Below are 23,767 nucleotides of genomic sequence, written 5' to 3' on the forward strand. Positions count from 1 at the left end.
CATGGAAAAAGGGTTGCTGCTGTTTGCTCTCTCCTTTTTCCTTTTCCTTCCCCAAGCCGCAGCCGCGAATGAGGAAAATACTGATGTCAAGCCGAATGAATATGAAAAGAAAGACATTGAAATTCGTACGGATTACCTGCACGACGATGCCTACTCCGAGGAAAAAACGGCGCTTCCGAAAGAACAGAAGGATATCAAGTTTGATCAGCCGTCCGAAAACCCGGATGACAAACTGATATCAAATCTGTTTACATCGTCAGACACGGAGCCGAATACGATCAAAGCGCAATCGAAACAACTGGGTATCACATTTGCCGAGCCGGCGGTGCGGCATACCTCGGCAGATATGGAAACGGAAGAGAAAAAGACTTCTTATCTGCTTCCTGTTATTTATGCCGTCTTGATCCTCCTCGGGATTGCGGCGATGATCTATCTGATCCCGAAAGTCACGGCGCAGGAAAAGGCAAGGCGGTAAACGGATCGCTTGTGTTTGCGGGAAGACAGCCCGTAAAATAAGAAAAAAAGGAGGAGTTTCATGCAGTTTTTTCTTATAACAGGCGCGTCAAAAGGCTTGGGCCGGGCGCTTACGGAACAGGCGCTTCAAGAAGGAGCCGAAGTCGCCGCGCTTTCAAGAACGATAAGCGGGGAAAAGCGCGAGGGGCTGACAGAATACAGTGTTGATCTAACCGATCTCGCAGATACCGGGCGGCAGATGAAGGCGATTCTTGATCAAGCAGAGGAGAAGGGGTACTCCGCCGTCACACTGATCAACAATGCCGGAATGGTGGAACCGATCAAGCGGGCGAAAGAGGCTTCCGCCGAAGAATTAAACCGCCATTACACCCTTAATCTGACGGCGCCCGTTTTGCTCAGCCAAATGTTCACAAAGCGTTTCGAAGCGTTCAGCGGCAGCAAAACAATTGTCAACATCACATCGGGCGCGGCAAAAAATCCTTATAAAGGCTGGAGCGCGTATTGCAGCTCAAAAGCGGGGCTTGATATGTTTACGAGAACATTCGGGTTTGAACAGGAAGATGAAGAGCTGCCGGTCCGCATGATCTCATTCTCGCCGGGAGTGATGGATACAGACATGCAGGCTGTCATCCGTTCTTCGTCAAAAGAAGATTTCCATGACATCGAACGGTTCCGCAATCTGAAAGAAACGAAAAACCTCAGAAGTCCTGAATACATCGCCGGCGTCATTCACTCACTGATCGCGGGCGAGCCGGAAAACGGACGGATATACGATATCAAAGAATTTTTGTAGAGCAGCTTTCACGCTGCTCTTTTTTGTTTGTACAATCACTTCGGGCTTCGGCGGCATATGATGAATGAAACAACATATAAGGGGTATAAGAAATGTATCAGATGAATTGAGTTTCTTCTCGATTTATGTTAGGATTCTAAAAATATATGAAGGAGGGGTTTCCATGAGAAATGTAACATTAATGGATGTCTTCACCCATCCAATCGCACAAAAGTATTTACAGCGTTCCGGTGTCGCCCATGCGATCGCCTGCGCGTTTCATGCATACCGTCTTGCCGTAAAAGCAGGTGTCAGCCCGGATCTGGCGGCGAAAGCGGCGTTACTGCATGACGTCGGCCATTATGAATGGTACACAGACGGCAAATGGGATTATGAAAAGTACAGAAGAAACGATATCCATGCCATTAAAGGCGCGGAACGGGCGCATAAGCTGCTCATCCGGCTCGGTGAAGAACCGAAAGCGGCGAAGGACATTGCGCTGGCGATTCTGCTTCACACCGATTCCTATCTGCCTGAAGGCGAACTGGACAAGAATACGCTCCAGCAAATCGTGAAACAAGCGGATGAACTCGATGAAGAACCCGGCGGACATCACCATTACCGCCAAATGGATCACACGGCCGCGCTCAAACAAATCCAAAAGCTTGATCAGTTAATTGACCGAGCCCAATATCCCATAAGAAGCTCAGTCTAGGCCACTCATGCGGCCTTTTCCGCTTACATAACTCCGCATGCTCACTAACACCTTTTCCGCTCCGATAGACGTACTGTGTCAAAGCCTTTGTCCGCTGCATATGCTGAAGGAAAACATAGTAAAGGGGATCAGCGAAAATGGCCCATCAAGGAAGCCCGCAAATCGTCTCGTTAGTGGATCCTTACGTTTATCAGACCATCCATAAGCTTATCGGCTCAAGGTTTATCATTCAAACCGTCAGACGCATTGTCAGAGGACGGCTGATTGATGCCACTCCGGATCACATCGCCATTGAAGAGACGCATGACCGTGTATTTTATATCAGAAACCGCCATGTGGTTTCCGTCATGCCTGATTATACCGAACGCGTGTAACAGCCCGAATAAGGCGCAAACCGGAGGCGGCCCTATAGAACCCCGGTGCGTCTTCTTTTTGAGATACATAGATGCACGGCGGCTTTTTTTGGTACAATCACAGTACAAGTTCACATAACAATAGGAGGAAACCGCTTGTTGAAATCAAAGGTCCATTTTTGGACGCTGCAAATTTTGCTCGTTTTGCTCATTATTTACGTATCAACGAAAGTCTCGTTTATTTTTCAGCCGTTTTTCGGTTTTATCACCACTCTGTTTTTCCCGATTTTGATCTCGGGCATTTTGTTTTTCATTTTTAATCCGATCGTGCGCCTGCTTGAGAAAAAAATCCCCCGGACATTGGCGATCCTGCTCATTTATCTCGTTTTCATCGGCCTGATTGCCTTTATGTTCACCGCCATCGGACCGATTGTGGCTTCCCAGGTCACGGGGCTGATTAACAATTTCCCTGATTACATTCATCAGATTCAAGTCTTGACGGCGCAATTATCCCATTCCAAATGGTTTACGTGGATGATGACGCAGGATTATGTGTCGATAGAAAAAATCCAGCAGTCTCTGACGGGATTTTTACAAAGCCTTCCGCAAAATATTACGGCAAGCCTGTCGGCCGTGTTCGGCGTCGTTACGAATATCACGCTTGTCGTGATCACCGTTCCGTTCATTTTGTTTTATATGCTGAAGGACGGCCGGCGGTTTCCGCTCTTGGCGGTCAAAATCCTGCCTTCTTCCTACCGGGCGGAAGGCAGGAAAATATTTAACGACTTATATGTCACATTGGCCGCCTATTTCCAAGGCCAGCTGCTGATTTGTCTCTTTGTCGGAACGGCATGCTTTATCGGATATTGGATCATCGGCCTGCAGTATGCGTTAATTCTCGGGATGGTGATCGCCGTCACCAATATCATTCCGTACCTGGGGCCGTTTCTCGGGGCGGCGCCCGCGGTGATTATCGCGTTTATGGATTCGCCGGCTAAGGCGCTCTTTGCCGTTATTGTTGTCGTTGTCGTCCAGCAGCTTGACGGGAACCTGCTTTCTCCGCTTGTGATTGGGAAACGGCTGAATACCCACCCGCTCACCATTATTCTTCTGCTTATCGGAGCGGGCAGTTTCGGCGGCATTCTCGCAATGATTCTGGCCGTGCCGGTTTACGCGGTTTTAAAAGCTTTCGTCTTAAATATCGTCCGGCTTATCAAACTTCGTCAGCGGTCAAAGCTCGAAGACAGCCGCAAGCCGAAATAAAAACGGGCACAACTCCCGGTGCAGCGCATAAAATGCTGTAAAGAAAAGCGGAGGTGTGGGTATGCCTGCAATTGTGGGACCGATTTATATTATGAGTTTAGCCGGAGACGCTGCGGCGAGCTTCGGTGACGTGTTTGCCATTTCTCCCAAAGCCGTTGACCACTCAGGCGCGGGGGCAGGGGCGTTTCATTCCGGAGATTTTGTCAAAATTACTAATAAATTCAGCAAAACGCGCTTTGAAGACATCGATGTGTTTGACGAACCTGATTGGTTTAACGCGTGACAGCCTCCTTTTAGGAGGCTGTCGCTTTTTTGTAGTATAATAGAATCAGTCTTTATAAAAGGGGAATGTTTTATGAAAATCAGAAAAGCGAATATTACCGTGCAGTCCGGAATGATCGGTGATGTATATCTGCATGAAAATAAAAAAGAACAGCATACCCTTGTAGCCGTTCCGGAACTTGAGTGGAGCACGATCATTTCCTATGAGGAAGAGAAAAAGGCGCTGGCGCAGCGGCTTTTACAATCATTCAGCAAGCTGATTGAAGAAGAGCCCGCCGGAGAGCTCGCCGGCAAGATCTCCCATTGGGTGGCTGAAATGTAACGAAGCGGTTTACCGCGTCCCGTCCGGGGCGATAATTGTAAAACAAGCTGGGAGGGACAGGCCGATGAGCGACAAAACGGTTGACCTTTATTTACAGCAGGGGATGTACGGCCCTCTGCAGACGAAACCGGATGAACGCCATTTATTTTTAGGCTCGCTGCGTGAAAGAGTCATCATTGCCCTGACGAAGGGACAGGTGCTGCAAAAGCAGCCGTATGAAGAAGTGAAACAGGCGCTGAAAAGCCGAAAAGACGCGGTGCTCTATATAAACGGAAGGCTCCCGTATCATGCTTATTCACCATATATGAAGCTTGCCGCACTTGCCGGTGTCCGAAGCTCCGTCATCTCGGACCTTCAATTCGAAACGCCGCTCGGCCTGGTTTTTGCCGCCGATTATGCCGTGAACCTTGACGGCATTTACGTGCAGGATGACATTTTTCAGCGCTCACTCCTGAAATCTTAAAAGGGCAAAACACCGTTTGTCATTTTACAATGCCAATTCACTTACAAGTGGAGATAGGATATAATGGTTTTCATATGAATGGCGGGGAGGCCGGCTATGAAAAAAGCATTTATATGCATTGATTATACGAATGATTTTGCAGCTGAGAACGGGGCATTAACTTGCGGAGAACCCGCGAGACAGATTGAAGATACGATTGTCAGTTTGACGCAAGCATTTATAGAAAACGGTGATTACGTTGTCTTTGCGGTAGATTCGCATGATGCAGACGATGACTTTCATCCCGAGACACACCTGTTTCCTCCGCATAATATCAACGGCACGGAGGGCAAAGAGCTGTACGGAAGGCTATCGCCTCTTTATGAGAAACATAAACACGCAAAAAACGTAAATTATATGGAAAAAACGAGATATTCTGCTTTTGCGGGAACGGATTTAGAGCTGAAACTGCGGGAACGGCAGATCACTGAGCTGCATCTTGCGGGCCTGTGCACCGACATCTGCGTTCTTCACACGGCGGTTGACGCCTACAACAAGGGCTTTCAGATCGTCATTCATCAAAACGCTGTGGCCAGCTTTAATCCGGAAGGGCATGAATGGGCCCTGTCCCATTTTAAGAACAGCATCGGAGCGCAAGTGGCAGAGTAAGGAAGGGGAAAACAATTTTGGTGGAGCATGGTTTTAAAGACGACAGTTTGTCTTTACATACAGATCTTTATCAAATTAATATGGCCGAAACGTACTGGAGAGACGGCATTCATGAGAAAAAAGCGATTTTTGAGCTTTTTTTCAGAAAGCTTCCCTTTGAAAACGGCTATGCGGTATTTGCGGGCTTAGAAAAAGCAATCGAATACTTGGAGAACTTCAAATTTACCGACAGCGATCTGAATTATTTAAAAACGGAATTGCACTATGCTGATGATTTCATTGATTATTTACGGGATCTTTCTTTTACCGGATCTCTTTACAGCATGAAAGAAGGCGAGCTCGTTTTTAACAACGAACCGATTATGCGGGTCGAAGCGCCCCTGATTGAAGCGCAGCTGATTGAGACGGCTCTGCTTAACATTGTGAATTACCAAACATTAATCGCCACGAAAGCGGCTCGCATTAAAGGCGTTGTCGGTGATGAAGACGCCCTCGAATTCGGAACGCGGCGCGCCCATGAAATGGATGCGGCCATGTGGGGAGCGAGAGCGGCTTTGATCGGCGGCTTCAGCGCGACGAGTAATGTAAGAGCCGGAAAGCGTTTTAATATACCGGTATCCGGCACGCACGCTCATGCGCTCGTACAAGCGTACCGCGATGAATATACGGCATTTAAGAAATATGCGGAGACCCACAAAGACTGCGTATTTCTCGTAGATACGTACGATACGATCCGTTCGGGCATGCCGAATGCGATTAAAGTCGCAAAGGAATTCGGCGACCGGATCAACTTCATCGGCATCCGCTTGGACAGCGGGGACTTGGCGTACCTGTCAAAAAAAGCGCGTGAAATGCTTGATGAAGCGGGTTTCACAGACGCAAAGGTCATTGCTTCAAGCGATCTTGACGAGCACACGATATTAAATCTGAAATCCCAAGGAGCGAAAATCGATACGTGGGGCATCGGCACGAAGCTGATTACCGCATACGATCAGCCGGCCCTCGGCGCGGTTTACAAGCTTGTCGCCATTGAAGAGGACGGCAAGCTGACTGACACCATTAAAATTTCGTCAAACCCTGAAAAAGTGACAACGCCGGGAAGAAAGAGAGTATACCGGATTATCAACAAGCTGAATCACCACTCGGAAGGTGATTATATCGCGCTTTATGACGAGCGGGTAAATGATCAGAAACGCTTAAAAATGTTCCATCCCGTCCACACGTTCGTCAGCAAATTCGTCACTGATTTCTATGCGAAAGACCTGCATGAGCCGATCTTTGAAAACGGCGTTTTATGCTATGATAATCCCGAAATTACCGACATCCAGCAATACGTGCAGGATAACCTCAAACTTCTGTGGGAGGAATACAAACGGATCAGCAAGCCGGAAGAATATCCGGTCGATTTAAGCGAAGACTGCTGGAGCAACAAGATGCAGCGGATTCATGAAATCAAAAGCGAGCTGAAACGGGAACTTGAATAGAAGACAAAGCGGCCTTTCCTTTCTCTGGAAAGGCCTTTTTGTTGTGATAATATTTTTCACATTTAGACAAATTTCGTCAAATTATTTGATATACTTATGTTCGAAGGCCGTATCTAAGGGGGTAAATGAATGAAGGTGTTTGTTGCGAGACAGCCTATCTTCAACAGAAACGAACAGGTTGTTGCTTATGAACTTCTTTACCGGGAGAGCGAAGAGAACCGTTATTCGGCCGCTGACGGAGATAAAGCTACGACGGATCTCATTATTAACAGCTTTATCAACATCGGAATCGAAAAGCTGACTGAGGGGAAACGCTGCTTTGTGAATTTTACAGAAAGCCTGATGTTTTCAGATCTCCCTACCTCCTTTGATCCTGACCAGCTTATTATCGAAATTCTTGAGGACATACCGATCACTCCGGCACTCATCTCAAGATGCAGACAGCTGAAGAAATTAGGATATACATTAGCACTTGATGATTTTTACGCCATCAATCCGGAAAATGAAGAGTTAGTGGAACAGCTGATGAAATATATTGATATTTTAAAAATCGACTTTTTGCAATCCTCGCGTCTGGAGCGCAAAAAAATCATTCAGACGTACAGCTGTAAAAGTCTGATTTATTTAGCGGAGAAAGTGGAGACGAGAAAAGATTATAAACAGGCGGCCATAGACGGCTTTCACCTGTTTCAAGGATATTTTTTCAGTGAACCGCGTGTCATCAGCGGAAATGATCTGACGTTTCATTTTCATTCTTACTACCAGCTTTTAAGCGAATTAAACAATGACCAGCCCAATATAAAGCGCGTGACGGAATACATAGAGCGGGACGTCAGCTTATCGTATCAGATTCTGCGTTTTTTAAACGGATCGCAAACAAGGCTGAAAAAAAAGATAGACAGCATCCAGCAGGCCATCATGATGCTCGGGCTGAATGAGATTAAGCGCTTGATTTACATTCTTTCATTCAGAGATTTAACGGCGAAAAGCCACTCAAGCCAAAAAGAAATCATTAAGATTTCCTTAATCAGGGCCAAACTGTGCGAACTGCTGGCGAAAAGAACCGGAAGGCCCCAGCCCTCTTCTTACATGCTGATCGGCATGTTTTCGCTCATCGATACGCTTCTCCACAGGGAGCTGGAGGATATCATCAAAGAACTGCCTTTAATCGATGAAGTCGGACAGGCGCTGCTCGGTTATGAAAACGATTATTATAAGATGCTCGCGCTCGTCAAAGCCATTGAATGCAACAACTGGGACTGTGACGAGTGGGGAAAAGAACTGAACAAAGAAGAAGCGTATGAATGTTACTTACAGGCGATCGAATGGTGCCGGCAGCTGATCGTGGATTGAGCCGCTTTAAGCCGACCACCTGAGGGCGATGATAAACCGGCTTTGCTCTCTGATCAGACTGACACGGATGCCGTCGGGATTATACGTCACGTCAAAATCATTTTTGATGCCGGTCTGCTTAATGAGCCGCTTGACCGCTGCGGTGTCAGATGATTGCGCTGCGGTGAGAATGCGGCGCGCAAGCTCTTTTGACGCCGACAGACGCGCAAGGAGCAGGCGCGCATCCTCCAGCATGCCCGCAGCTTCTTTTGCGGACGCTGTCAAAATATCTGCGTGAACCGGGGGACTGGGCGCAGGATTCCGGTATGGCGCGGCGAAAACAGGGAAGCATGGATACACATAATGCATACGGCGGCCTCCTTCCTGAGAAAACATTCGTTATTCATGAGTATAGGCGGCGTGATAACGAGTTATGACATGCAAAAAGACCACAATGCGGGGGTTGCGGTCTTTTCGGTGTTTGTCGGTGGTTATGCGACGTTGTTCGCCCATTCTGTTTTGAAATTGCGACGGCAGGGACTATAGTCCTTTCCGGTTTGTCGGAAAACCGTTAAAAAAACAGCAGAACCGCCAGATTGGTCTGCTTCATCCTAAACGTCTGCCTTTCTGGTAGTTATATAGTCCTGTTCGCTAAATGCTCCGTTCGGGACTATGGGATTACCTCGGTTTGCGGTGTCACGCAGATACTTTTACACATACTTTTCGGTGAAAAATCCCGCAAAAACGTTTACACTATTAGTAACAGATCAAATACCTAGGACTCGTTCACCATACACAATTCATTGATCTTTCAAAAAAGGAGTGTGGAAACGGTGGAAAACAAATTAGAAGAAGTAAAGCAATTATTATTCCGACTTGAAAATGATATCAGAGAAACAACCGACTCATTACGAAACATTAACAAAAGCATTGATCAGCTCGATAAATTCTCATATGCAATGAAAATTTCTTAAAAAGACTTGGAAACAAGTCTTTTTTTTGTGCATTTTTTATCCATTTCATGGATAAAGTATTATACGATTGTTAAAAAACGAAAAACCTGCTGTCTTTCATCACCTGCATTTAGTAAAATAGAATGGGAGGGTGAAGACAATTATTGAGCAAATGTGTTTAGATGCCAACCAAATCAAGAATAGAATGAAGAGTATAATAGAGCGGAACATATTTAATGAACATCTAATGCAGCTCCTTCTTCGTTTTATTGAACCAAAAAAAAATTTTTCTCTAGCTGAATCAGCTGTTTTGCATTATGTGATCTTTGACGGCGAAAATCAAGAAACCGCAGTGAACTTAGGTGCCGCTATTGAAATTCTTACACTTACTTCCGATATAATTGATGATCTGGAAGATGAGGATAATCGAGATGCTCCTTGGATGAAGATAGATCGTTCACTAGCATTAAGTGCAGCATTTTCATTATACACAGCAGGATTGCAAAGCATTAATTCGATTAGTACGAATCCTTTAGTGATTAAGTATGTATTAAAATATATTCAAGATGCAATGCAGGGTCAACATGATGATTTGATCAATAAACCAGAGACAGAAGATGAATGTTTAGAGGTAATCAAGTTAAAATGCGGAAGTTTATTTGCGTTAGCAAATGTTACTGGTACGCTTTTAGCAACTGGAGAATTCAATAAGTCTGTTGAAAGTTATTCCTATTATAAAGGGATATTTGAACAAATTTCCGGTGATTATCATGCTATTTTTAAGGATAATACTAGTGATATTCTGAAAGATAAACATACATTGATTAATTTATATCTTAAGCGCTTGTTTAATAAGTCTTCTCAAGAATTGCTTCGTATATTCTCAGATCAAAAATTATATTCGCAACTGCGGCTTAATAAAAAAGAGTTTATTCAAAAGCTGTATGATTCTGGAGCATCTCAATATGTTTCGGTTTTATACCAACTATACATGCATAAGTGTGGAACTGAAGTTGAAAATTTAAATTTAGATATAAAGAAGATAAAAATAATAAAAAAACACTTGTTGAATAATAAGAATAATAAGAAGGATGATGAAGATGCAGAATTTAATAAATTATTTTTTGAATTATCCTGATGTATTAAAGAAACTGAAAAGTAATGAAGCTAGCCTTATCGGTTATGACTCTATACAAACGCAAATTATCATTAAAGGGTTTGAGAATTATTTAATGATGGGTTCGGACAATAAAAAATGGGATAATGAATAATAAGCGAAGGGTGTAAATCTTGAAGAAGCTTATAAAGCCATTTACAATATCCATTATTATTTTAAGTGTTATCTATGTTTGTTATGTCGCTTTTATTAACATGAATGGACTTATTGTAGGCACGAAAATTGTAGAAAATAAGCATAAAGTACTCGAAGTTGCTGAAATGTCAAAAACCTCGTATGGAAAATTTGTAGGTTTAAAACAAGGTGATATGATTGTCAAAATTAATAATAAAAAACCATCTTTAAAATATCTAAAAGGGGATACTCTCTACCACGTTAAGAGCTTAGATATAAAAAGAAATGGACAGCAAATTCATTTAGATGATTTTGATATTGTTAATTTAAATGGATACTACAGTTACTTTTTATTTGTCCTTCCCCTTGTATTTTATTTTTTGAGTTTAATATGTATATTTTATATTGTAAAGGTGAGTCAAACCAGAAAATCGATAGCTGGGTATGTCCTAATTCTCTTCCTGTTAGATATCTCAATAGCTTATATGAGTGCTGGTGGTCCCTCAAGAGGTCATGAATTTAACAGATATATAAATTTGTTTACCTTCATTGCCTCACCTATATTTTATCTCCAGTTTATTCAAGAGTATTTCAAGGAATTAGGTAAAAAATTTGCCAATCGCTTGATTTCTTTTCTATATATCATACCGATAATTAATCTCTTAAACGAACCGTTTCGACATATTTATTCATATGACTTCACAACAAATTTAAATTTAGTATCGTTTTTCTTCGTGACTCTCTATGCATTTATATCTGTTTTCTATCATCTGTATAAATTCAAGTATTCAGAACATGCTTATATTCTTAAGATTTTAATTTTAACAAACACGCTCTCTTTTTTACCTTTTTTGCTTTTTTATGTAATCCCAATTATTTTGACAGGAAGTTATATATTAGATGCGTTGGCAGCGGCATCCCTGCTCGTACTTATCCCATTGGGATTGGTATACCAGTTCGTAGCTAACAAAATTTTTGATATTGAATTCATTTTAGGCAGGATGAGGTACTATGGCTTGCTTGCCTTAGTTCCAGCCCTTTTTATTGTTGGGATTTCAGCTTGGTTCGAGTCAATAGATATACAAATGAATCCTGCTCAGCAAACTGTATTTTTCTTTATTGTGATATTTGTCATTTTTTATTTTAAAGAAGTAATGGATTATAAATTTCGGTTAAAACGTTTTTCTGAAAAATTTAATTATCAAGATAGTATATTCAAATATACTCAGCTTATCAGAAGCATAACATCTTTAAAACAAATGTTTAAAGAACTAAAAAAGACGATTCTGGATGTTCTACTTGTCAGTAAAGCTTATGTCTTTGAAGTTACCTCTGAGGGTGACATTTTATTTCATGATAAAAAGGATAATGAGCCTGACTGGGAAATGTATTCAAAAGAATTTAAGAAAGTTACTTCAGAGATTGGAAAAATCATTGAGCTAAACCGCGGTTTTTTAATCAAGATAGGAGAACGCGGGGGAAGTTCTTATGTTTTGCTTTGTTTGTCCACTATTAATACACCGAGACTGACACGAGATGAGATTTCATGGCTGAAAACATTGTCTTTCTATACGAGTGTCTCTATGGAAAATGTGATACAGATCGAAGAACTCATGAACCATTTACAAGATCTAAAACAACAAGGCTCAAACCCGGTCTGGCTCAAAAAGCTGATGTTTACGATCGAGGAAAAGCAGCGTTCGGATTTGGCCCGTGATCTGCATGATTCAGTGCTGCAGGACTTGATTTCTTTGAAGCGCCAGTGTGAACTGTTTCTGGCCGATTTTAAGAAAGAGGAGCCTTGCCAGTTAGAGGTGCAGGACAAGCTTCATCAGATGAATGAGCAGATGTCGGATGTCATTTTGATGACCCGGGAGACGTGCCATGAGCTTCGTCCTCAGCTGCTGTATGATTTGGGTCTGGTCAAGGCGGTATCCAAGCTTGCCGCGCAGCAGCAGGAGCGTGCGCCGTTTCATATCCGTCTGAATACGGGCCGGTTTACGGCGGCGCTGGATTTGGATACCCAGCTGAATTTGTACCGCATTATTCAGGAATTTCTTTCGAACGCCATGAAGCATTCACAGGCGAATGAGGTGCTGATTATGCTGATCAGCATTCAAAATAAAGTGATTCTCCATTATGAAGACGACGGTGTCGGCTGCAATCAGGAAGAAGGCGGCGGACAGTCGATGAGCATGGGTCTTTCGGGTATTAAGGAACGCGTCCGTGCACTTGACGGACGGATGAAAATCGACACAAGTGAAGGAAACGGTTTTAAAGCGGATATTGAAATGGAATTGTAACCAATTTATCACCAAATCGACTTGGCAGAAGCCAAGTCTTTTTAATAAAATGGAAATGAGTGAGTAAAAGGGAGGAAACCATGAAAAAGATACTAGTGATTGATGATCATCCGGCTGTCATGGAGGGCACCAAGACGATTCTGGAAACGGACACGAATCTTTCTGTCGATTGCCTTAGTCCTGATGCCAGTGAACAATTCGTTCTCCGGCATGATTTTTCAGCTTACGATCTCATATTAATGGATTTAAATCTGGGTGATGACATCAGCGGCATAGAGCTTTCCAAGAAAATCTTAAAAGAGAATCCTCTCTGCAAAATCATTGTCTACACAGGCTATGAGGTTGAAGATTATTTTGAAGAATCCATCCGCGCGGGCCTGCATGGCGCCATCAGCAAAACCGAATCTAAAGAGAAAATCATGCAATACATATATCATGTGCTGAACGGACAGATTTTAGTTGATTTCTCCTATTTCAAACAGCTGATGACCCAGCAAAAAACAAAAACGTCTTCTCCCCCTCAAAGTGAGCAGGATCGGTTAACACAGAGAGAGCGCCATATTCTCCAAGAGGTCGAAAAAGGTTTGACCAATCAGGAAATCGCAGATGCGCTTCACTTAAGCAAGCGGTCGATTGAATACAGCCTGACATCCATTTTTAACAAGCTGAATGTCGGCTCCCGCACTGAAGCGGTGCTGATCGCCAAGTCAGATAACGTACTATAAATCTTGAAGGGAGAATGACCTATGAATCTGAACAATACATTGCTCGGCGCACTCGGTATTGAAATCACTGAAAACACGCCGGAGAGATGCGTGGCGGTGATGCCGGTGGATAAGAGGACGGTGCAGCCTTTCGGATATCTGCATGGTGGCGCGTCAGCAGCGCTGGCGGAGACTGTTGCAAGTGTCGGGGCCCAGCATTTTATCGACCAATCGAAACAGGCGTGTGTCGGGCTTGAGATTAATGCCAATCATTTAAAATCCGTGAAAGAGGGCGGGACGGTCACAGCGATTGCGAAACCCGTTCACACAGGCAGGGCAACCATTGTGTACGAAATTAACATTTTCGATGAACGGGAAAGGCTGATCTGTGTTTCCCGCTGCACGCTGGCTGTTATAACAAAATAAACAAACAGCCGGAACCCTGAATCGTCCGGCTGTTTGTTTTTACAAATATGAATCTTCTTTTCGTTTGATCACAAAGTTTCTGATCCCTTTGTAATCATCCTGAACGCTTCGTTTATCAAGCGCCGCTCCCGAATTGTACGCGGCCCTGCATATGAGGTGCGCTCCGACCGGCGCCGTCAGCAGGATAAAAATGATGCCGAGCAGTATTTTTACAGAAATTTCTCCGGTCAGCATCCACAAGTAGCCTAACACCCCGAGCAATACCAAATTAACGCCGAGTGTCGAGCCTTTTGAAGAGGCGTGGGCGCGCGTATACACATCAGGAAGCCTGAGTGTGCCGAAAGACGCGACCAGGCAGATCAGCGATCCCATCAGAATACAAACGGCGACGGCCCATTTAACGATTTCGATCATTTTCGATAATCTCTCCTTTCTCCAAAAACTTAGCAAAGGCAATCGTGCCGATAAACGATAAAATGCCGAGCAGCAGTATGATGTCCAAAAAGGCCGATGTGTTTAAGAGAATGGATACAAGCGCGGTCATGGCAATCAGATTAATGCCGATCCCATCAAGCGCGACGACCCGGTCCGGTATCGTAGGCCCTTTTATGACTCGAATGACGTACAGAAGAGTCGAAACCGCCATAATGCCGAGTGATAATTGCAGAATAAACGTAAACATCAGCGGCTCACCTCCTGAATGGCTTTCTCAAAAGAGACGCGGATGTCATGGATCGCTTTCTCCGCATCTTCAATGTCCATGGCGTGTATATAGAGAATCGACCGGTCATCGGAGATATCCATTACGAGCGTACCCGGTGTTAAAGTGATTAACAGCGAGAGCAGCGTGATCTCCCAATCCTCCGTCAATTCCGTCTTAAACGCGAAAATGCCCGGGCGGATGTTCAGTTTCGGCGATATAACGGTTTTCAGCACGCTGACATTGGCCAAATATAATTCTTTTATAAAGATCAGCATCAGTTTGATGACCGACCATATTTTCCAAATGTAAAACGGCCGCGAGAAGAAGCGCCGGAAAAAAAACAGCGCCGCCAAGCCCGCGATAAATCCGGTCAAAAAACCCGCCGCGCTGAGGCTGTTTGTGAGAAACATCCAGCAAACAGCGAGAAGAACATTTAATAATAGTTGAAAAGCCATGCCATCTACTCCTTCAAAACAGCTTCAATGTATTTTTCCGGATTCAGCAGATTCTCAGCCGTCTGATTAACATACGGCGAAACCCATTCGGTTCCGAGCCCGAACAGAAGCGACAAAAGGAGAAAAGCGGCTGCCGGATAAAGAAGTCCTTTTGCGGACCGTCCGCCTGCGCCGGGGATTTCTTTTTCTTCCCCCCAAAAAGCCGTCGTAAAAACCTTTAGCACGGAATAGAGCACAAGCAGGCTTGATAAGAGAATCAATACGGAAAACAATGTTTCCCCCTTATCGAACCCGCCTTCCGCGATCTTCAGCTTGCCCACAAATCCGCTGAACGGCGGGATGCCGGCCAAAGATATGGCTGAAATAAAGAACATCCATCCTAAAACGGGATAACGGGTGATCAGTCCGCCCATTTTATGCAGGCTGGCAGTGCCTGTCAATGCGATAAGCGTGCCGGCGAGCATAAACAGCGCTCCTTTAATCAGCATATCGTGAATCAAGTAATAAACCGCTCCTTGAATGGAGGCCGGCGTGTTCATGGCAATGCCGAACAAAATCACGCCGACGGCTGTAATAATATTGTAGATGACGATTTTCATGACATCCGAAAAGGCGATAGATCCGATTACGCCGAATAGCACCGTCAGCATCGCAAGCCACATCATCAATTGGTGGGTAAAGCCCGTATCGTGAATAAAGATCAGGGTGAATACTCTTAAAATGGCATACAGGCCGACTTTCGTCAAAAGAGACCCGAATAAAGCCGAAATTGCAGCCGGCGGGGCGTAATAAGAGCCCGGCATCCAAAAATACAGCGGGAATATTCCGCCCTTTAAACCGAAAACGACGAGAAGAAGGACGCCGATGACGGTGATCAGCCCGGTCTGGCCCGATTCGCTTATTTTTACGCTTAGATCAGCCATATTCAGCGTGCCCGTCACCGCGTATAAGTAACCGACGCCGATGACAAAAAACGCGGATGACACAATGTTAAACACGATATACTTCAACGATTCTCTTAATTGAATTTTCGTTCCGCCAAGCACGATCAGCATGTAGGACGCGATAAGCAGAAGCTCAAAAAAGACGTACATGTTGAACAGGTCACCCGTCAAAAACGCTCCGCTTACGCCGGCCAGAAGAAACTGCACCCCTGAATAATAGAAAGCGCGCTCCCTTTTTTCTCCGATGGAGCGGAAGGAGTACAGGATGACGAGCAGCCCGATAATGGCGGTTGTCAAAACAAGCAGTGCGGCGAGCTGATCCGCGGCGAGCACAATGCCGTACGGCGCTTTCCAGCCGCCGAGTGTCAGCGTCTGAATCCCGTGTGTAAAAACCGTCTGAACGAGAACGGCGCTGATGACGATGGAGACACAGGAAGCGGCAGTGCTGAATATCCGCATCAGCATCACGCGCCTGTTCATAAAAATCAGCAGCACTGCGGCAAGCAGCGGCACCAGAATAGGCAATATCACAAAGTTATTCATGTTGATCATTTCCCCTCATTCGATCCATATCGTCCGTTTTCAGTTCCTGATAGGCGCGAAACGCCATCACAAGCAGGAAGGACGTGACGCCGAACGAAATAACGATCGCCGTCAGTATGAGTGCCTGCGGCAGCGGATCGACAAACGACGAGCTTTTTCCGCCCAGTATGGGAGGAGCGCCTTTTTTCAGTCCGCCCATGGTCAGGAGCAGCAAATGGACGCCGTGGCTTAAAAGCGCGGTGCCGATAATCACGCGCAGCAGACTTTTAGAAAGCAGCAGGTAGGTTGCCGCCATAAACAAAATACCGGCAATGACAGACATTAAGATTTCCATTATTCTTCCTCTCCAATCGTTTGAATAATGGTCATCGTCACGCCGACAACAACGAGATACACACCTAAATCAAACAAAGTGGCCGTCGCAAGCTCCGTATTCCCAAGCACCGGGAGATGAAAATGGCCGAATGTATGGGTGAGAAAGGGTGCTCCGAATAAGAACGAACCTGCACCCGTTGCAATCGCGATAAGCAGACCCGCGCCCGCCACATAAATAAAATTGACGGGCAAAATCGATTTGACGGTTTTTAAATCAAAGGCCAAAAGCAACAGCACGATGGCCGAAGACGTAATCAGTCCGCCGACAAATCCTCCGCCGGGAGCGTTATGCCCCGATAAAAATAAATAGAAAGAGAAAAGCAGAATGATAAAAGATACAAGCTTCGTTGCCGTCTGAAGGATGATGTCGTTTGTTTTTTGCTGTCTCAACGCTCTTCTCCCTCCTCTTTTACTTTCGTTCTGATCATGCCGTAAATCCCGAGTGCGGCAATCGACAGCACCGTGATTTCAAACATCGTATCAAATCCCCTGAAATCAACGAGGATGACGTTGACGATATTGTTTCCTCCCCCGAGCTTATGGCTGTAAGCGGTGAAAAAGGAGGAGATGCTGTCTTTTGTTTTTTCGCTGGAAGACGCGATTCCGAGCATTGTCACGATGACGCCGACACCGAGAGAAATGATAAAATTCGTCATCCGGAATGTTCTTGTCTTCTTTTTCCGCCGCATTTTCGGCAGATGGTAAAAACAAAGAAGAAACAAGGCGACGGATATCGTCTCAATGACGAGCTGCGTGAGCGCCAGATCGGGCGCTCTGAAAATCACGAAAAACAGCGCGAGTGTGTACCCGACAACACCGAGTGAGATAATGGCCGTCAGCCGCGATTTGGCGAACACAGTCGCAATCGTTGCGCTCACCATAACGAGGGACAGCACGATTTCATACAGGCCGATTTCAGCCATGCCTTTCGTTGTCATGGAAAAGCCGCCTTTCATGACGAACGCCGCTCCGATGAGAATGATAAACGCCGCAAAAATATACAGCAGATAATCCCGCAAAAATCCGGTCATATACGATGACGTCAGCTGGTAAGATCTTTTTTCCATACTGCCCGTCACCGCATCGTAAAGCTTGTTCAGCGTCAGTTTTTTCGGAAACAGACCGTACAAACGCTCCCATTTAGACAGCGTTACGTAACCGATCGTGCCGACAATGATGATGCCGATGGTCATCATTACCTCAGCCGTCACCCCGTGCCACTGGGAAATATGGACATGGAATGTATCTCCGCCGGTTAACAGAGCCGGATAAATGGAGTTCATCGCCGGTTCAATCAGGCTGTAAGACAAAACGTTCGGTGCAAAAAACAGACTGACGGCGCAAGCGGCAAGAATGACCGGCGAAATCAGCATGCCGAGCGGTGCTTCATGCGGCGTCTTTTCAAGCTGATCAGGTTTGCGCGCGCCGCTGAACGTTCTGAAAAACAGCTTCATGCTGTAGATGAAAGTGAAGACGCTCCCGATCCATGCGAGAACGGGGAACAGCACGCCCCACGTATCCAGGCTGAAAATATCTGCATGAGCAATCCGCAGCATACTTGTAAAGAACATTTCTTTACTTAAAAAGCCGTTAAACGGAGGGAGGCCCGCCATGGAAAACGTTCCGATCAGTGAAACGGTGAACGTTACCGGCATAAGCGCCATCAGGCCGCCGAGCCTGCGGATGTCCCGTGTTCCCGTTTCATGGTCGATAATGCCGACCGCCATAAATAAACTTCCTTTAAAAGTAGCATGGTTAATTAAGTGAAACACAGCCGCGGTGACAGCCGCCGTAAAATACTCTGAATGCTGGTAATGAAGCGCGGCGGCTCCTGCGCCGAGCATCGATACAATCATACCGAGCTGACTGACTGTGGAAAATGCCAGAATCGCTTTTAAATCGGTTTGTTTAATCGCATTGAAGGAAGCCCATACCATCGTGATCAGACCGACTGAGGCAACCGTCCAAAACCAGACGGGTGAAAATGCAAAAACCGGACTGAATCTGGCAATCACATAAATGCCCGCTTTCACCATTGTAGCCGAGTGCAGATAGGCGCTGACAGGAGTCGGCGCCTCCATGGCATCAGGCAGCCAGATATAAAACGGAAACTGCGCTGATTTCGTAAAGGCCCCCAATAACAGGAGAACCATCGCCGGAATAAAGAACGGATGGCCTGCGATAATATGCACCTGGTTGACCATTTCCCTGATACTGAAAGAATCCGTCATCAGATACAGCAGGATAAAGCCGCCAAGCATGCACAGTCCGCCGCCGACGGTAATCAGCAGTGACTTTTCCGCCCCGTAGCGTGATTTCTTCCGCTTATGCCAATACCCGATTAATAAGAAGGATGACAGGCTTGTCAGCTCCCAGAACATATAAAGCACGATGACGTTATCGACGAGCACAACGCCGAGCATCGCGCCCATAAACATCAGCAGGTACACATAAAAGGGGCCGAGCTTTTCTTTGTCCTTCGATAAGTAAAAAATACTGTAAAGCGTCACCAAAGAGCCGATGCCCGTAATCAATAAAGCGAATAACAGCCCGAGTCCGTCAATATAAACGGTATAGTTAATACCGAGGGACGGAATCCATTCGGCCGCATACCGGACGGTTTCCCCAGCCATTGTGACAGGGAGTTTGCTGATAAAGTAAACAAACAGCACAACGGGCACTATCAGCACAAACCAGCCTGTATGGACTTGTTTTACCCGTTTATAAAGAAAGGGAACGATAAATGCAAATAAAAAAGGCGCCAAAATCGCGAAATGTAACAGCTGCAACAGAAGACCTCCTTTGCTTGTTTTTCATCAAGCAACTGCTTTATGTAAGAATGAATCAATCAATTCACGGTCATAGGACCCAGTACAAATTATATCGCACTTTTTTTTACCCTGCTACGGCATAATGTATTCCTCTCTGTGTTTTTGTGGTCTTTTGAACCCAAAATAAATTTATCAAATATCCTGATCTTTGTATATACATTTATCTTTCAGATCAAGCTTTTAAAAAAGGAGCTGGTCAGATGAAGAGAAAGGCGGCGGCCTGTATTGGAATATTTTGTTCTATTATTGCAGGAACATTCATAGCGGATGATTTCTGCAAAACGCGGCAGCAGACAGAGGCGGATAATTGGGAGCGTTTTTTTCTCGGTGCGGAATACGCAGAAGACAAGCTGAGTGCGGCTGAATCAATGCAAACGCCGTTTCAGCCGCGTGAGTATATCAGAATCGTATATAGATGAAAAGAGTTCCGGCACCAGGGTGCGGAACTCTTTTTGTGTGGCAATCAGCGTTTTCCTTTAATGTAAGGGATGCCGTTGGCTTTAGGCGCATCCGCGCGGCCGATGAAGCCGGCAAGCGCGAGAATGGTCAGAATGTAAGGAGCCATCAGCATGTATACATTCGGAATGTCTTTGAACAGGGGCAAAAGCGAGCCGATAATGCTCAAACTCTGTGCAAACCCGAAGAACAATGCAGCCCCGAGCGCGCCGATCGGATGCCATTTGCCGAAAACCAGCGCGGCAAGAGCGATAAAGCCTTGCCCGGAAATGGTGGAGTGGGTGAAATCAAGCGCGATCGTGGAAGCATATACACCGCCGCCGAGCCCGCCGAACAGCCCGCTGATCATAACGCCGATATAGCGCATGCCGAACACATTGATTCCCATCGTATCGGCCGCCATCGGATGTTCCCCGACAGAACGGATGCGGAGGCCGAACGGCGTTTTGAATAAAATAAACCAGGAAACAAAGGCCAGTACGATGGCTAAAATCGACGTATAATATACGTCGGAAAAGAAAATCTTTCCTAAAACCGGAATATCGCTTAACCCGGGAATGTTCGTTTTGTAAAAGGGCTCCGGGATTTTATCAGTCTGGGCCTTTCCGTAAATCAGCTTGACGATAAACAGTGTCGCTCCTAACGCGAGCATATTGATCGCCACACCGGTTACCGTCTGATCGGCGCGGAAAGAAACCGCGGCAGCCGCGTGGATCAGTGAGAACAGTCCGCCGGCAATCATAGCCGCAGCCAAGGCGAGCCACGGAGCGGCGGCGCCAAGCTCGCGTCCGAAAAATAAGTTGAACATGACGCTTGTAAAGGCGCCGATAATCATCAGTCCTTCAAGACCGATGTTGACAACTCCCGATCTTTCAGAAAACACGCCGCCGAGAGCGGTTAAAATAAGCGGAGCCGCATATACGAGTGTTGCCGGGACAATAATGGATAAAATCTGCAGGAAGTCCACTTACTTCGCCCCCTTTTTCTTCAATTTATCAAGGATGAGACGGATGGCGTAGCTTGATGCCACAAACAAAATAATAATGGCGATGACGATGTCAACGACTTCAGAAGGCACCCCGGATTCAATCGGCATATTTAATGCCCCGACTTTAAGGCCGCCGAGAAGACATGCCGCCAGAACAACGCCGATTGCCGTGCTGCCGCCGAGAAGCGCAACCGCAATGCCGTCGAAGCCGACGCCGGTAAAGGCGCCCTTAACCGCCGCGTATTGAAAGGTTCCGAGTCCTTCCATCGCGCCGGCAAGCCCTGCGAAGGCGCCGGAAATCATCATGGCGTACATCATATTTTTTCTGACGCTCATTCCGGCGTATTGTGCGGCGTGCTGGTTAAAGCCGACAGCCCGGAATTCAAATCCGCTTTTTGTTTTATGAATGATAAACCACATGAGGACTGCCGCAAACAGAGCGATCAGAATGCCCCAGTGAAGGCGGGAGTAATCTGTCAGCTGCTCTAAAAACGGCGAGCGGAGCGACGCGCTTTCATGAATTTTGTCTGTTTTGTCCCGGTGGTCCGTCATGACATCGGAAATGAGATAATTGGTTAAATGAAGAGCGATATAATTCATCATGATCGTGACAATCACTTCGTGGACAAAAAAACGGGCTTTTAAAAATCCGGGAATCAGGCCCCACATGCCGCCCGCAGCCGCGGCCGCCAATAACGAAAGCGGAAGGTGGATGTAAGCGGGGGCGTCAAAGGAAGCGCCGACCCACACCGCGGCGGTCCAGCCGACAAGGAGCTGTCCTTCAACCCCGATATTAAACAGGCCGGTCCGAAATGCGAATGCCACGGCCAATCCGGACAAAATATATGGCGTAATCTGCCGGATCGATTCCCCGATGTAATACACTTCACCGAAAATGCCGCTCCAAAGAGCCGAATACCCGCTTACGACATTGTAGCCGCTGGCGAGCATGATGACCGCACCCGCAGCTAACCCAAGGATGATCGCAATCAGCGGCACAGCCAGATGAGAAAGTCGATTAATCATGTGTTTTCCCCGCCTCCATTTGCTTACTTCCCGCCATTAAAAGTCCGAGCTCCTGCTCGTTTGTTTCAAGCGGATTGACGTTTGCGATGATGCTGCCTTCAAAGATGACGGCGATGCGATCGCTGAGATTCATTATTTCATCAAGTTCAAAAGATAACAGAAGCACCGCTTTACCGGCATCACGCTGCTCAATGAGCTTTTTATGGACGAATTCAATCGCGCCGACATCGAGTCCCCGCGTCGGCTGGGCCGCAATTAAAAGATCCGGATTTCTGTCCACTTCCCGGCCGATAATGGCCTTTTGCTGATTCCCCCCGGAGAGAGCGCGCGCAGGCGTATATTCATCAGGTGTTCTGACATCGTATTCTTCAATCAGGCTTCGCGCTTTGTCATAAATCGTGTGTTTATTTAGTATGCCGAAAGAAGAGTAGGGCTTTTGGTAATAACTTTGCAGCACGATATTTTCTCCGATCGGAAAATCAAGGACGAGCCCGTGTTTATGCCTGTCCTGCGGTATATGCCCGATTCCGGCTTCAGTGACTTTCCTGGGCGGCATGTTTTGCAGCTGTTTGCCGTTTAACGTGATCGTGCCGGCATTTGTTTTTCTGAGACCTGTAATGGCTTCAATTAATTCAGACTGGCCGTTTCCGTCAACGCCCGCAATGCCGACGATTTCACCGGATCTGACTGAGAGGGAGAGCTGCTTGACCGCCTCAACGCCGCGCGCGTCTTTAACCGTTACATCAGAAAGTGAAAGCACTTCTTGTTTCGGATCGGCCGCTTGTTTATCCGTCTTGAATGACACTTCGCGTCCGACCATCAGGCTTGCCAGTTCATCTTGATCCGTATGTGCGACATCGAGTGTTGTAATGCCTTTTCCTTTCCGGATGATGGTGACACGATCGCAGACTTCCATAATCTCTTTTAATTTGTGGGTGATGAGGATAATTGATTTTCCTTCATTGACAAGATTTTTCATAATCTGAATCAGTTCTTGAATTTCGTGCGGAGTCAGCACCGCGGTCGGCTCGTCAAAAATGAGAATGTCGGCCCCCCGGTAGAGGGTCTTTAATATTTCCGCCCGCTGCTGCATACCGACGGAAATATCGGCAACTTTGGCTTCAGGATCAATGTGCAGGCCGTAACGGTCGGAAATATCGCGCACGTCCCGGGCGGCGCGCTGTCTGTCAATCCGGCCGAAAGTTTTCGGCTCTTTTCCGAGAATGATATTTTCTGAGACGGTAAAGGTATCCACAAGCATAAAATGCTGGTGCACCATCCCGATGCCAAGATCGTTGGCTTTGTTCGGGCTGTTGATGTGAACGCGTTCGCCCCGCACCCGGATCTCGCCTTTTTCCGGCTGATACAGGCCGAATAAAACGTTCATGAGTGTCGATTTTCCGGCGCCGTTTTCACCGAGAAGGGCGTGTATTTCGCCTTTTTTCACTTGAAGCGTGACGTCATCATTGGCGACGATTCCGGGAAACTCCTTGCGTATATTAAACATTTCAATGATATAATCCACCGATTTGACGCTCCTTTTCAGAGATACTTTGATGAGAAAGAGCTTGGCAAAAGAAAAGCTGCAAGAGATGCAGCTTTTCCTTCACCGCTCTTTTCATAAAAGAGAGGGGATAAGCATGGAAGTCTCCTTATCCCCT

General features: G+C 46.1%; 28 protein-coding genes. 17 read left to right on the top strand and 11 right to left on the bottom strand.

What is annotated here, in order from left to right:
• Window position 1: 1 nt before the first annotated feature.
• The 11 genes from essA (at window position 2) to OVA33_RS09195 (ending at window position 8,129) form a co-directional block, all read left to right on the top strand.
• Entirely contained in the window at window positions 2-475 is a 474-nt protein-coding gene (gene essA / locus OVA33_RS09145; protein WP_063637055.1) for a type VII secretion protein EssA, read from the top strand.
• A gap of 60 nt (window positions 476-535) precedes the next feature.
• Window positions 536-1,267 (top strand): (S)-benzoin forming benzil reductase, encoded by a 732-nt coding sequence (locus OVA33_RS09150; RefSeq protein ID WP_007408685.1) that lies wholly within the window; start codon window positions 536-538, stop codon window positions 1,265-1,267.
• A 163-nt stretch (window positions 1,268-1,430) separates the two neighbouring features.
• Window positions 1,431-1,961, top strand: coding sequence for an HD domain-containing protein (locus OVA33_RS09155; RefSeq protein ID WP_003152022.1), 531 nt, complete (start codon window positions 1,431-1,433; stop codon window positions 1,959-1,961).
• 137 nt (window positions 1,962-2,098) lie between these two features.
• Complete coding sequence (locus OVA33_RS09160; protein ID WP_003152023.1) at window positions 2,099-2,335, top strand: DUF2642 domain-containing protein; 237 nt, start codon at window positions 2,099-2,101, stop codon at window positions 2,333-2,335.
• 135 nt (window positions 2,336-2,470) lie between these two features.
• A complete protein-coding gene (locus OVA33_RS09165; protein WP_014418769.1) occupies window positions 2,471-3,577 on the top strand; it encodes an AI-2E family transporter in 1,107 nt (368 codons plus the stop codon).
• Window positions 3,578-3,638: 61 nt separating this feature from the next.
• Window positions 3,639-3,860: a spore germination protein gene (locus OVA33_RS09170; protein ID WP_003152026.1), complete on the top strand. Its 222-nt coding sequence runs from the start codon at window positions 3,639-3,641 to the stop codon at window positions 3,858-3,860.
• Window positions 3,861-3,932: 72 nt separating this feature from the next.
• The gene (locus tag OVA33_RS09175; protein ID WP_003152028.1) at window positions 3,933-4,181 is read left to right on the top strand and encodes a YueH family protein; all 249 of its coding nucleotides are present in this window, start codon (window positions 3,933-3,935) and stop codon (window positions 4,179-4,181) included.
• A gap of 64 nt (window positions 4,182-4,245) precedes the next feature.
• Window positions 4,246-4,644, top strand: a complete 399-nt coding sequence (locus OVA33_RS09180; RefSeq protein ID WP_003152031.1) for a YueI family protein — start codon at window positions 4,246-4,248, stop codon at window positions 4,642-4,644.
• Window positions 4,645-4,740: 96 nt separating this feature from the next.
• Entirely contained in the window at window positions 4,741-5,292 is a 552-nt protein-coding gene (locus tag OVA33_RS09185; RefSeq protein WP_025853916.1) for a cysteine hydrolase family protein, read from the top strand.
• A gap of 17 nt (window positions 5,293-5,309) precedes the next feature.
• Entirely contained in the window at window positions 5,310-6,776 is a 1,467-nt protein-coding gene (locus OVA33_RS09190) for a nicotinate phosphoribosyltransferase (RefSeq protein WP_014418767.1), read from the top strand.
• 129 nt (window positions 6,777-6,905) lie between these two features.
• Window positions 6,906-8,129: an EAL and HDOD domain-containing protein gene (locus OVA33_RS09195; RefSeq protein WP_014418766.1), complete on the top strand. Its 1,224-nt coding sequence runs from the start codon at window positions 6,906-6,908 to the stop codon at window positions 8,127-8,129.
• 6 nt (window positions 8,130-8,135) lie between these two features.
• On the opposite strand, the gene OVA33_RS09200 is transcribed toward OVA33_RS09195, so the two are convergent.
• A complete protein-coding gene (locus OVA33_RS09200) occupies window positions 8,136-8,477 on the bottom strand; it encodes a YuzC family spore coat inner layer protein (protein WP_014418765.1) in 342 nt (113 codons plus the stop codon).
• Window positions 8,478-8,941: 464 nt separating this feature from the next.
• Here OVA33_RS09200 and degQ point away from each other — a divergent pair, with 464 nt between their 5' ends.
• The 5 genes from degQ (at window position 8,942) to OVA33_RS09230 (ending at window position 13,785) form a co-directional block, all read left to right on the top strand.
• On the top strand, window positions 8,942-9,082 hold the full coding sequence (gene degQ, locus OVA33_RS09205) for a degradation enzyme regulation protein DegQ (RefSeq protein ID WP_003152043.1): 141 nt from the start codon (window positions 8,942-8,944) through the stop codon (window positions 9,080-9,082).
• 184 nt (window positions 9,083-9,266) lie between these two features.
• Window positions 9,267-10,199 carry a class 1 isoprenoid biosynthesis enzyme gene (locus OVA33_RS09210; RefSeq protein WP_025650217.1) on the top strand — a complete coding sequence of 311 codons (933 nt, stop codon included), beginning with the start codon at window positions 9,267-9,269 and terminating at the stop codon, window positions 10,197-10,199.
• A 152-nt stretch (window positions 10,200-10,351) separates the two neighbouring features.
• Window positions 10,352-12,655: a sensor histidine kinase gene (locus OVA33_RS09220; protein ID WP_025650219.1), complete on the top strand. Its 2,304-nt coding sequence runs from the start codon at window positions 10,352-10,354 to the stop codon at window positions 12,653-12,655.
• Window positions 12,656-12,735: 80 nt separating this feature from the next.
• Entirely contained in the window at window positions 12,736-13,380 is a 645-nt protein-coding gene (locus tag OVA33_RS09225) for a two-component system response regulator ComA (RefSeq protein ID WP_071181952.1), read from the top strand.
• A gap of 21 nt (window positions 13,381-13,401) precedes the next feature.
• Window positions 13,402-13,785, top strand: coding sequence for a hotdog fold thioesterase (locus OVA33_RS09230; protein WP_065180456.1), 384 nt, complete (start codon window positions 13,402-13,404; stop codon window positions 13,783-13,785).
• A 39-nt stretch (window positions 13,786-13,824) separates the two neighbouring features.
• On the opposite strand, the gene mnhG is transcribed toward OVA33_RS09230, so the two are convergent.
• The 7 genes from mnhG to OVA33_RS09265 are packed head-to-tail and all read right to left on the bottom strand — an operon-like array spanning window position 13,825 to window position 19,594.
• Window positions 13,825-14,199 (bottom strand): monovalent cation/H(+) antiporter subunit G, encoded by a 375-nt coding sequence (mnhG, locus tag OVA33_RS09235; RefSeq protein ID WP_003152056.1) that lies wholly within the window; start codon window positions 14,197-14,199, stop codon window positions 13,825-13,827.
• Window positions 14,183-14,467, bottom strand: a complete 285-nt coding sequence (locus tag OVA33_RS09240; protein WP_012118311.1) for a Na(+)/H(+) antiporter subunit F1 — start codon at window positions 14,465-14,467, stop codon at window positions 14,183-14,185. The genes mnhG and OVA33_RS09240 overlap by 17 nt, the downstream gene beginning before the upstream one ends.
• A complete protein-coding gene (locus OVA33_RS09245; RefSeq protein ID WP_017419419.1) occupies window positions 14,467-14,943 on the bottom strand; it encodes a Na+/H+ antiporter subunit E in 477 nt (158 codons plus the stop codon). Before OVA33_RS09245 ends, OVA33_RS09240 begins: the two co-directional genes overlap by 1 nt.
• 5 nt (window positions 14,944-14,948) lie before the next feature.
• Window positions 14,949-16,430, bottom strand: coding sequence for a Na+/H+ antiporter subunit D (locus OVA33_RS09250; protein ID WP_128974217.1), 1,482 nt, complete (start codon window positions 16,428-16,430; stop codon window positions 14,949-14,951).
• The gene (locus OVA33_RS09255; protein ID WP_022553706.1) at window positions 16,423-16,764 is read right to left on the bottom strand and encodes a Na(+)/H(+) antiporter subunit C; all 342 of its coding nucleotides are present in this window, start codon (window positions 16,762-16,764) and stop codon (window positions 16,423-16,425) included. The genes OVA33_RS09250 and OVA33_RS09255 overlap by 8 nt, the downstream gene beginning before the upstream one ends.
• Window positions 16,764-17,195, bottom strand: coding sequence for a Na(+)/H(+) antiporter subunit B (locus OVA33_RS09260; protein WP_007613424.1), 432 nt, complete (start codon window positions 17,193-17,195; stop codon window positions 16,764-16,766). The genes OVA33_RS09255 and OVA33_RS09260 overlap by 1 nt, the downstream gene beginning before the upstream one ends.
• Window positions 17,192-19,594, bottom strand: a complete 2,403-nt coding sequence (locus OVA33_RS09265; protein ID WP_017419417.1) for a Na+/H+ antiporter subunit A — start codon at window positions 19,592-19,594, stop codon at window positions 17,192-17,194. Before OVA33_RS09265 ends, OVA33_RS09260 begins: the two co-directional genes overlap by 4 nt.
• Window positions 19,595-19,836: 242 nt before the next feature.
• Between OVA33_RS09265 and OVA33_RS09270 the strand changes: the two genes are divergently transcribed.
• On the top strand, window positions 19,837-20,055 hold the full coding sequence (locus OVA33_RS09270) for a hypothetical protein (RefSeq protein WP_007408668.1): 219 nt from the start codon (window positions 19,837-19,839) through the stop codon (window positions 20,053-20,055).
• A 44-nt stretch (window positions 20,056-20,099) separates the two neighbouring features.
• Here OVA33_RS09270 and nupQ read toward each other — a convergent pair whose 3' ends face one another.
• Genes nupQ through OVA33_RS09285 form a run of 3 tightly spaced genes read right to left on the bottom strand, consistent with a single transcriptional unit; the run spans window position 20,100 to window position 23,631 of the window.
• The gene (gene nupQ, locus OVA33_RS09275; RefSeq protein ID WP_003152071.1) at window positions 20,100-21,059 is read right to left on the bottom strand and encodes a guanosine ABC transporter permease NupQ; all 960 of its coding nucleotides are present in this window, start codon (window positions 21,057-21,059) and stop codon (window positions 20,100-20,102) included.
• Window positions 21,060-22,106 carry an ABC transporter permease gene (locus tag OVA33_RS09280; RefSeq protein ID WP_014418756.1) on the bottom strand — a complete coding sequence of 349 codons (1,047 nt, stop codon included), beginning with the start codon at window positions 22,104-22,106 and terminating at the stop codon, window positions 21,060-21,062.
• Window positions 22,099-23,631 (bottom strand): ABC transporter ATP-binding protein, encoded by a 1,533-nt coding sequence (locus tag OVA33_RS09285; protein WP_063637044.1) that lies wholly within the window; start codon window positions 23,629-23,631, stop codon window positions 22,099-22,101. Before OVA33_RS09285 ends, OVA33_RS09280 begins: the two co-directional genes overlap by 8 nt.
• Between the last annotated feature and the right edge of the window lie 136 nt (window positions 23,632-23,767).

The organism is Bacillus sp. KICET-1, assembly GCF_027721405.1.
Taxonomy (GTDB): Bacteria; Bacillota; Bacilli; order Bacillales; family Bacillaceae; genus Bacillus; species Bacillus velezensis.

Excerpts from the sequence above, each read along its gene's own strand:
- essA (WP_063637055.1), top strand. The coding sequence starts at position 2 with ATGGAAAAAGGGTTGCTGCTGTTTGCTCTCTCCTTTTTCCTTTTCCTT.
- OVA33_RS09150 (WP_007408685.1), top strand. The coding sequence starts at position 536 with ATGCAGTTTTTTCTTATAACAGGCGCGTCAAAAGGCTTGGGCCGGGCG.
- OVA33_RS09155 (WP_003152022.1), top strand. The coding sequence starts at position 1,431 with ATGAGAAATGTAACATTAATGGATGTCTTCACCCATCCAATCGCACAA.
- OVA33_RS09160 (WP_003152023.1), top strand. The coding sequence starts at position 2,099 with ATGGCCCATCAAGGAAGCCCGCAAATCGTCTCGTTAGTGGATCCTTAC.
- OVA33_RS09170 (WP_003152026.1), top strand. The coding sequence starts at position 3,639 with ATGCCTGCAATTGTGGGACCGATTTATATTATGAGTTTAGCCGGAGAC.
- OVA33_RS09175 (WP_003152028.1), top strand. The coding sequence starts at position 3,933 with ATGAAAATCAGAAAAGCGAATATTACCGTGCAGTCCGGAATGATCGGT.
- OVA33_RS09180 (WP_003152031.1), top strand. The coding sequence starts at position 4,246 with ATGAGCGACAAAACGGTTGACCTTTATTTACAGCAGGGGATGTACGGC.
- OVA33_RS09185 (WP_025853916.1), top strand. The coding sequence starts at position 4,741 with ATGAAAAAAGCATTTATATGCATTGATTATACGAATGATTTTGCAGCT.
- OVA33_RS09195 (WP_014418766.1), top strand. The coding sequence starts at position 6,906 with ATGAAGGTGTTTGTTGCGAGACAGCCTATCTTCAACAGAAACGAACAG.
- OVA33_RS09200 (WP_014418765.1), bottom strand. The coding sequence starts at position 8,477 with ATGCATTATGTGTATCCATGCTTCCCTGTTTTCGCCGCGCCATACCGG.
- OVA33_RS09210 (WP_025650217.1), top strand. The coding sequence starts at position 9,267 with ATGAAGAGTATAATAGAGCGGAACATATTTAATGAACATCTAATGCAG.
- OVA33_RS09225 (WP_071181952.1), top strand. The coding sequence starts at position 12,736 with ATGAAAAAGATACTAGTGATTGATGATCATCCGGCTGTCATGGAGGGC.
- OVA33_RS09230 (WP_065180456.1), top strand. The coding sequence starts at position 13,402 with ATGAATCTGAACAATACATTGCTCGGCGCACTCGGTATTGAAATCACT.
- mnhG (WP_003152056.1), bottom strand. The coding sequence starts at position 14,199 with ATGATCGAAATCGTTAAATGGGCCGTCGCCGTTTGTATTCTGATGGGA.
- OVA33_RS09240 (WP_012118311.1), bottom strand. The coding sequence starts at position 14,467 with ATGTTTACGTTTATTCTGCAATTATCACTCGGCATTATGGCGGTTTCG.
- OVA33_RS09245 (WP_017419419.1), bottom strand. The coding sequence starts at position 14,943 with ATGGCTTTTCAACTATTATTAAATGTTCTTCTCGCTGTTTGCTGGATG.
- OVA33_RS09250 (WP_128974217.1), bottom strand. The coding sequence starts at position 16,430 with ATGAATAACTTTGTGATATTGCCTATTCTGGTGCCGCTGCTTGCCGCA.
- OVA33_RS09255 (WP_022553706.1), bottom strand. The coding sequence starts at position 16,764 with ATGGAAATCTTAATGTCTGTCATTGCCGGTATTTTGTTTATGGCGGCA.
- OVA33_RS09270 (WP_007408668.1), top strand. The coding sequence starts at position 19,837 with ATGAAGAGAAAGGCGGCGGCCTGTATTGGAATATTTTGTTCTATTATT.
- OVA33_RS09280 (WP_014418756.1), bottom strand. The coding sequence starts at position 22,106 with ATGATTAATCGACTTTCTCATCTGGCTGTGCCGCTGATTGCGATCATC.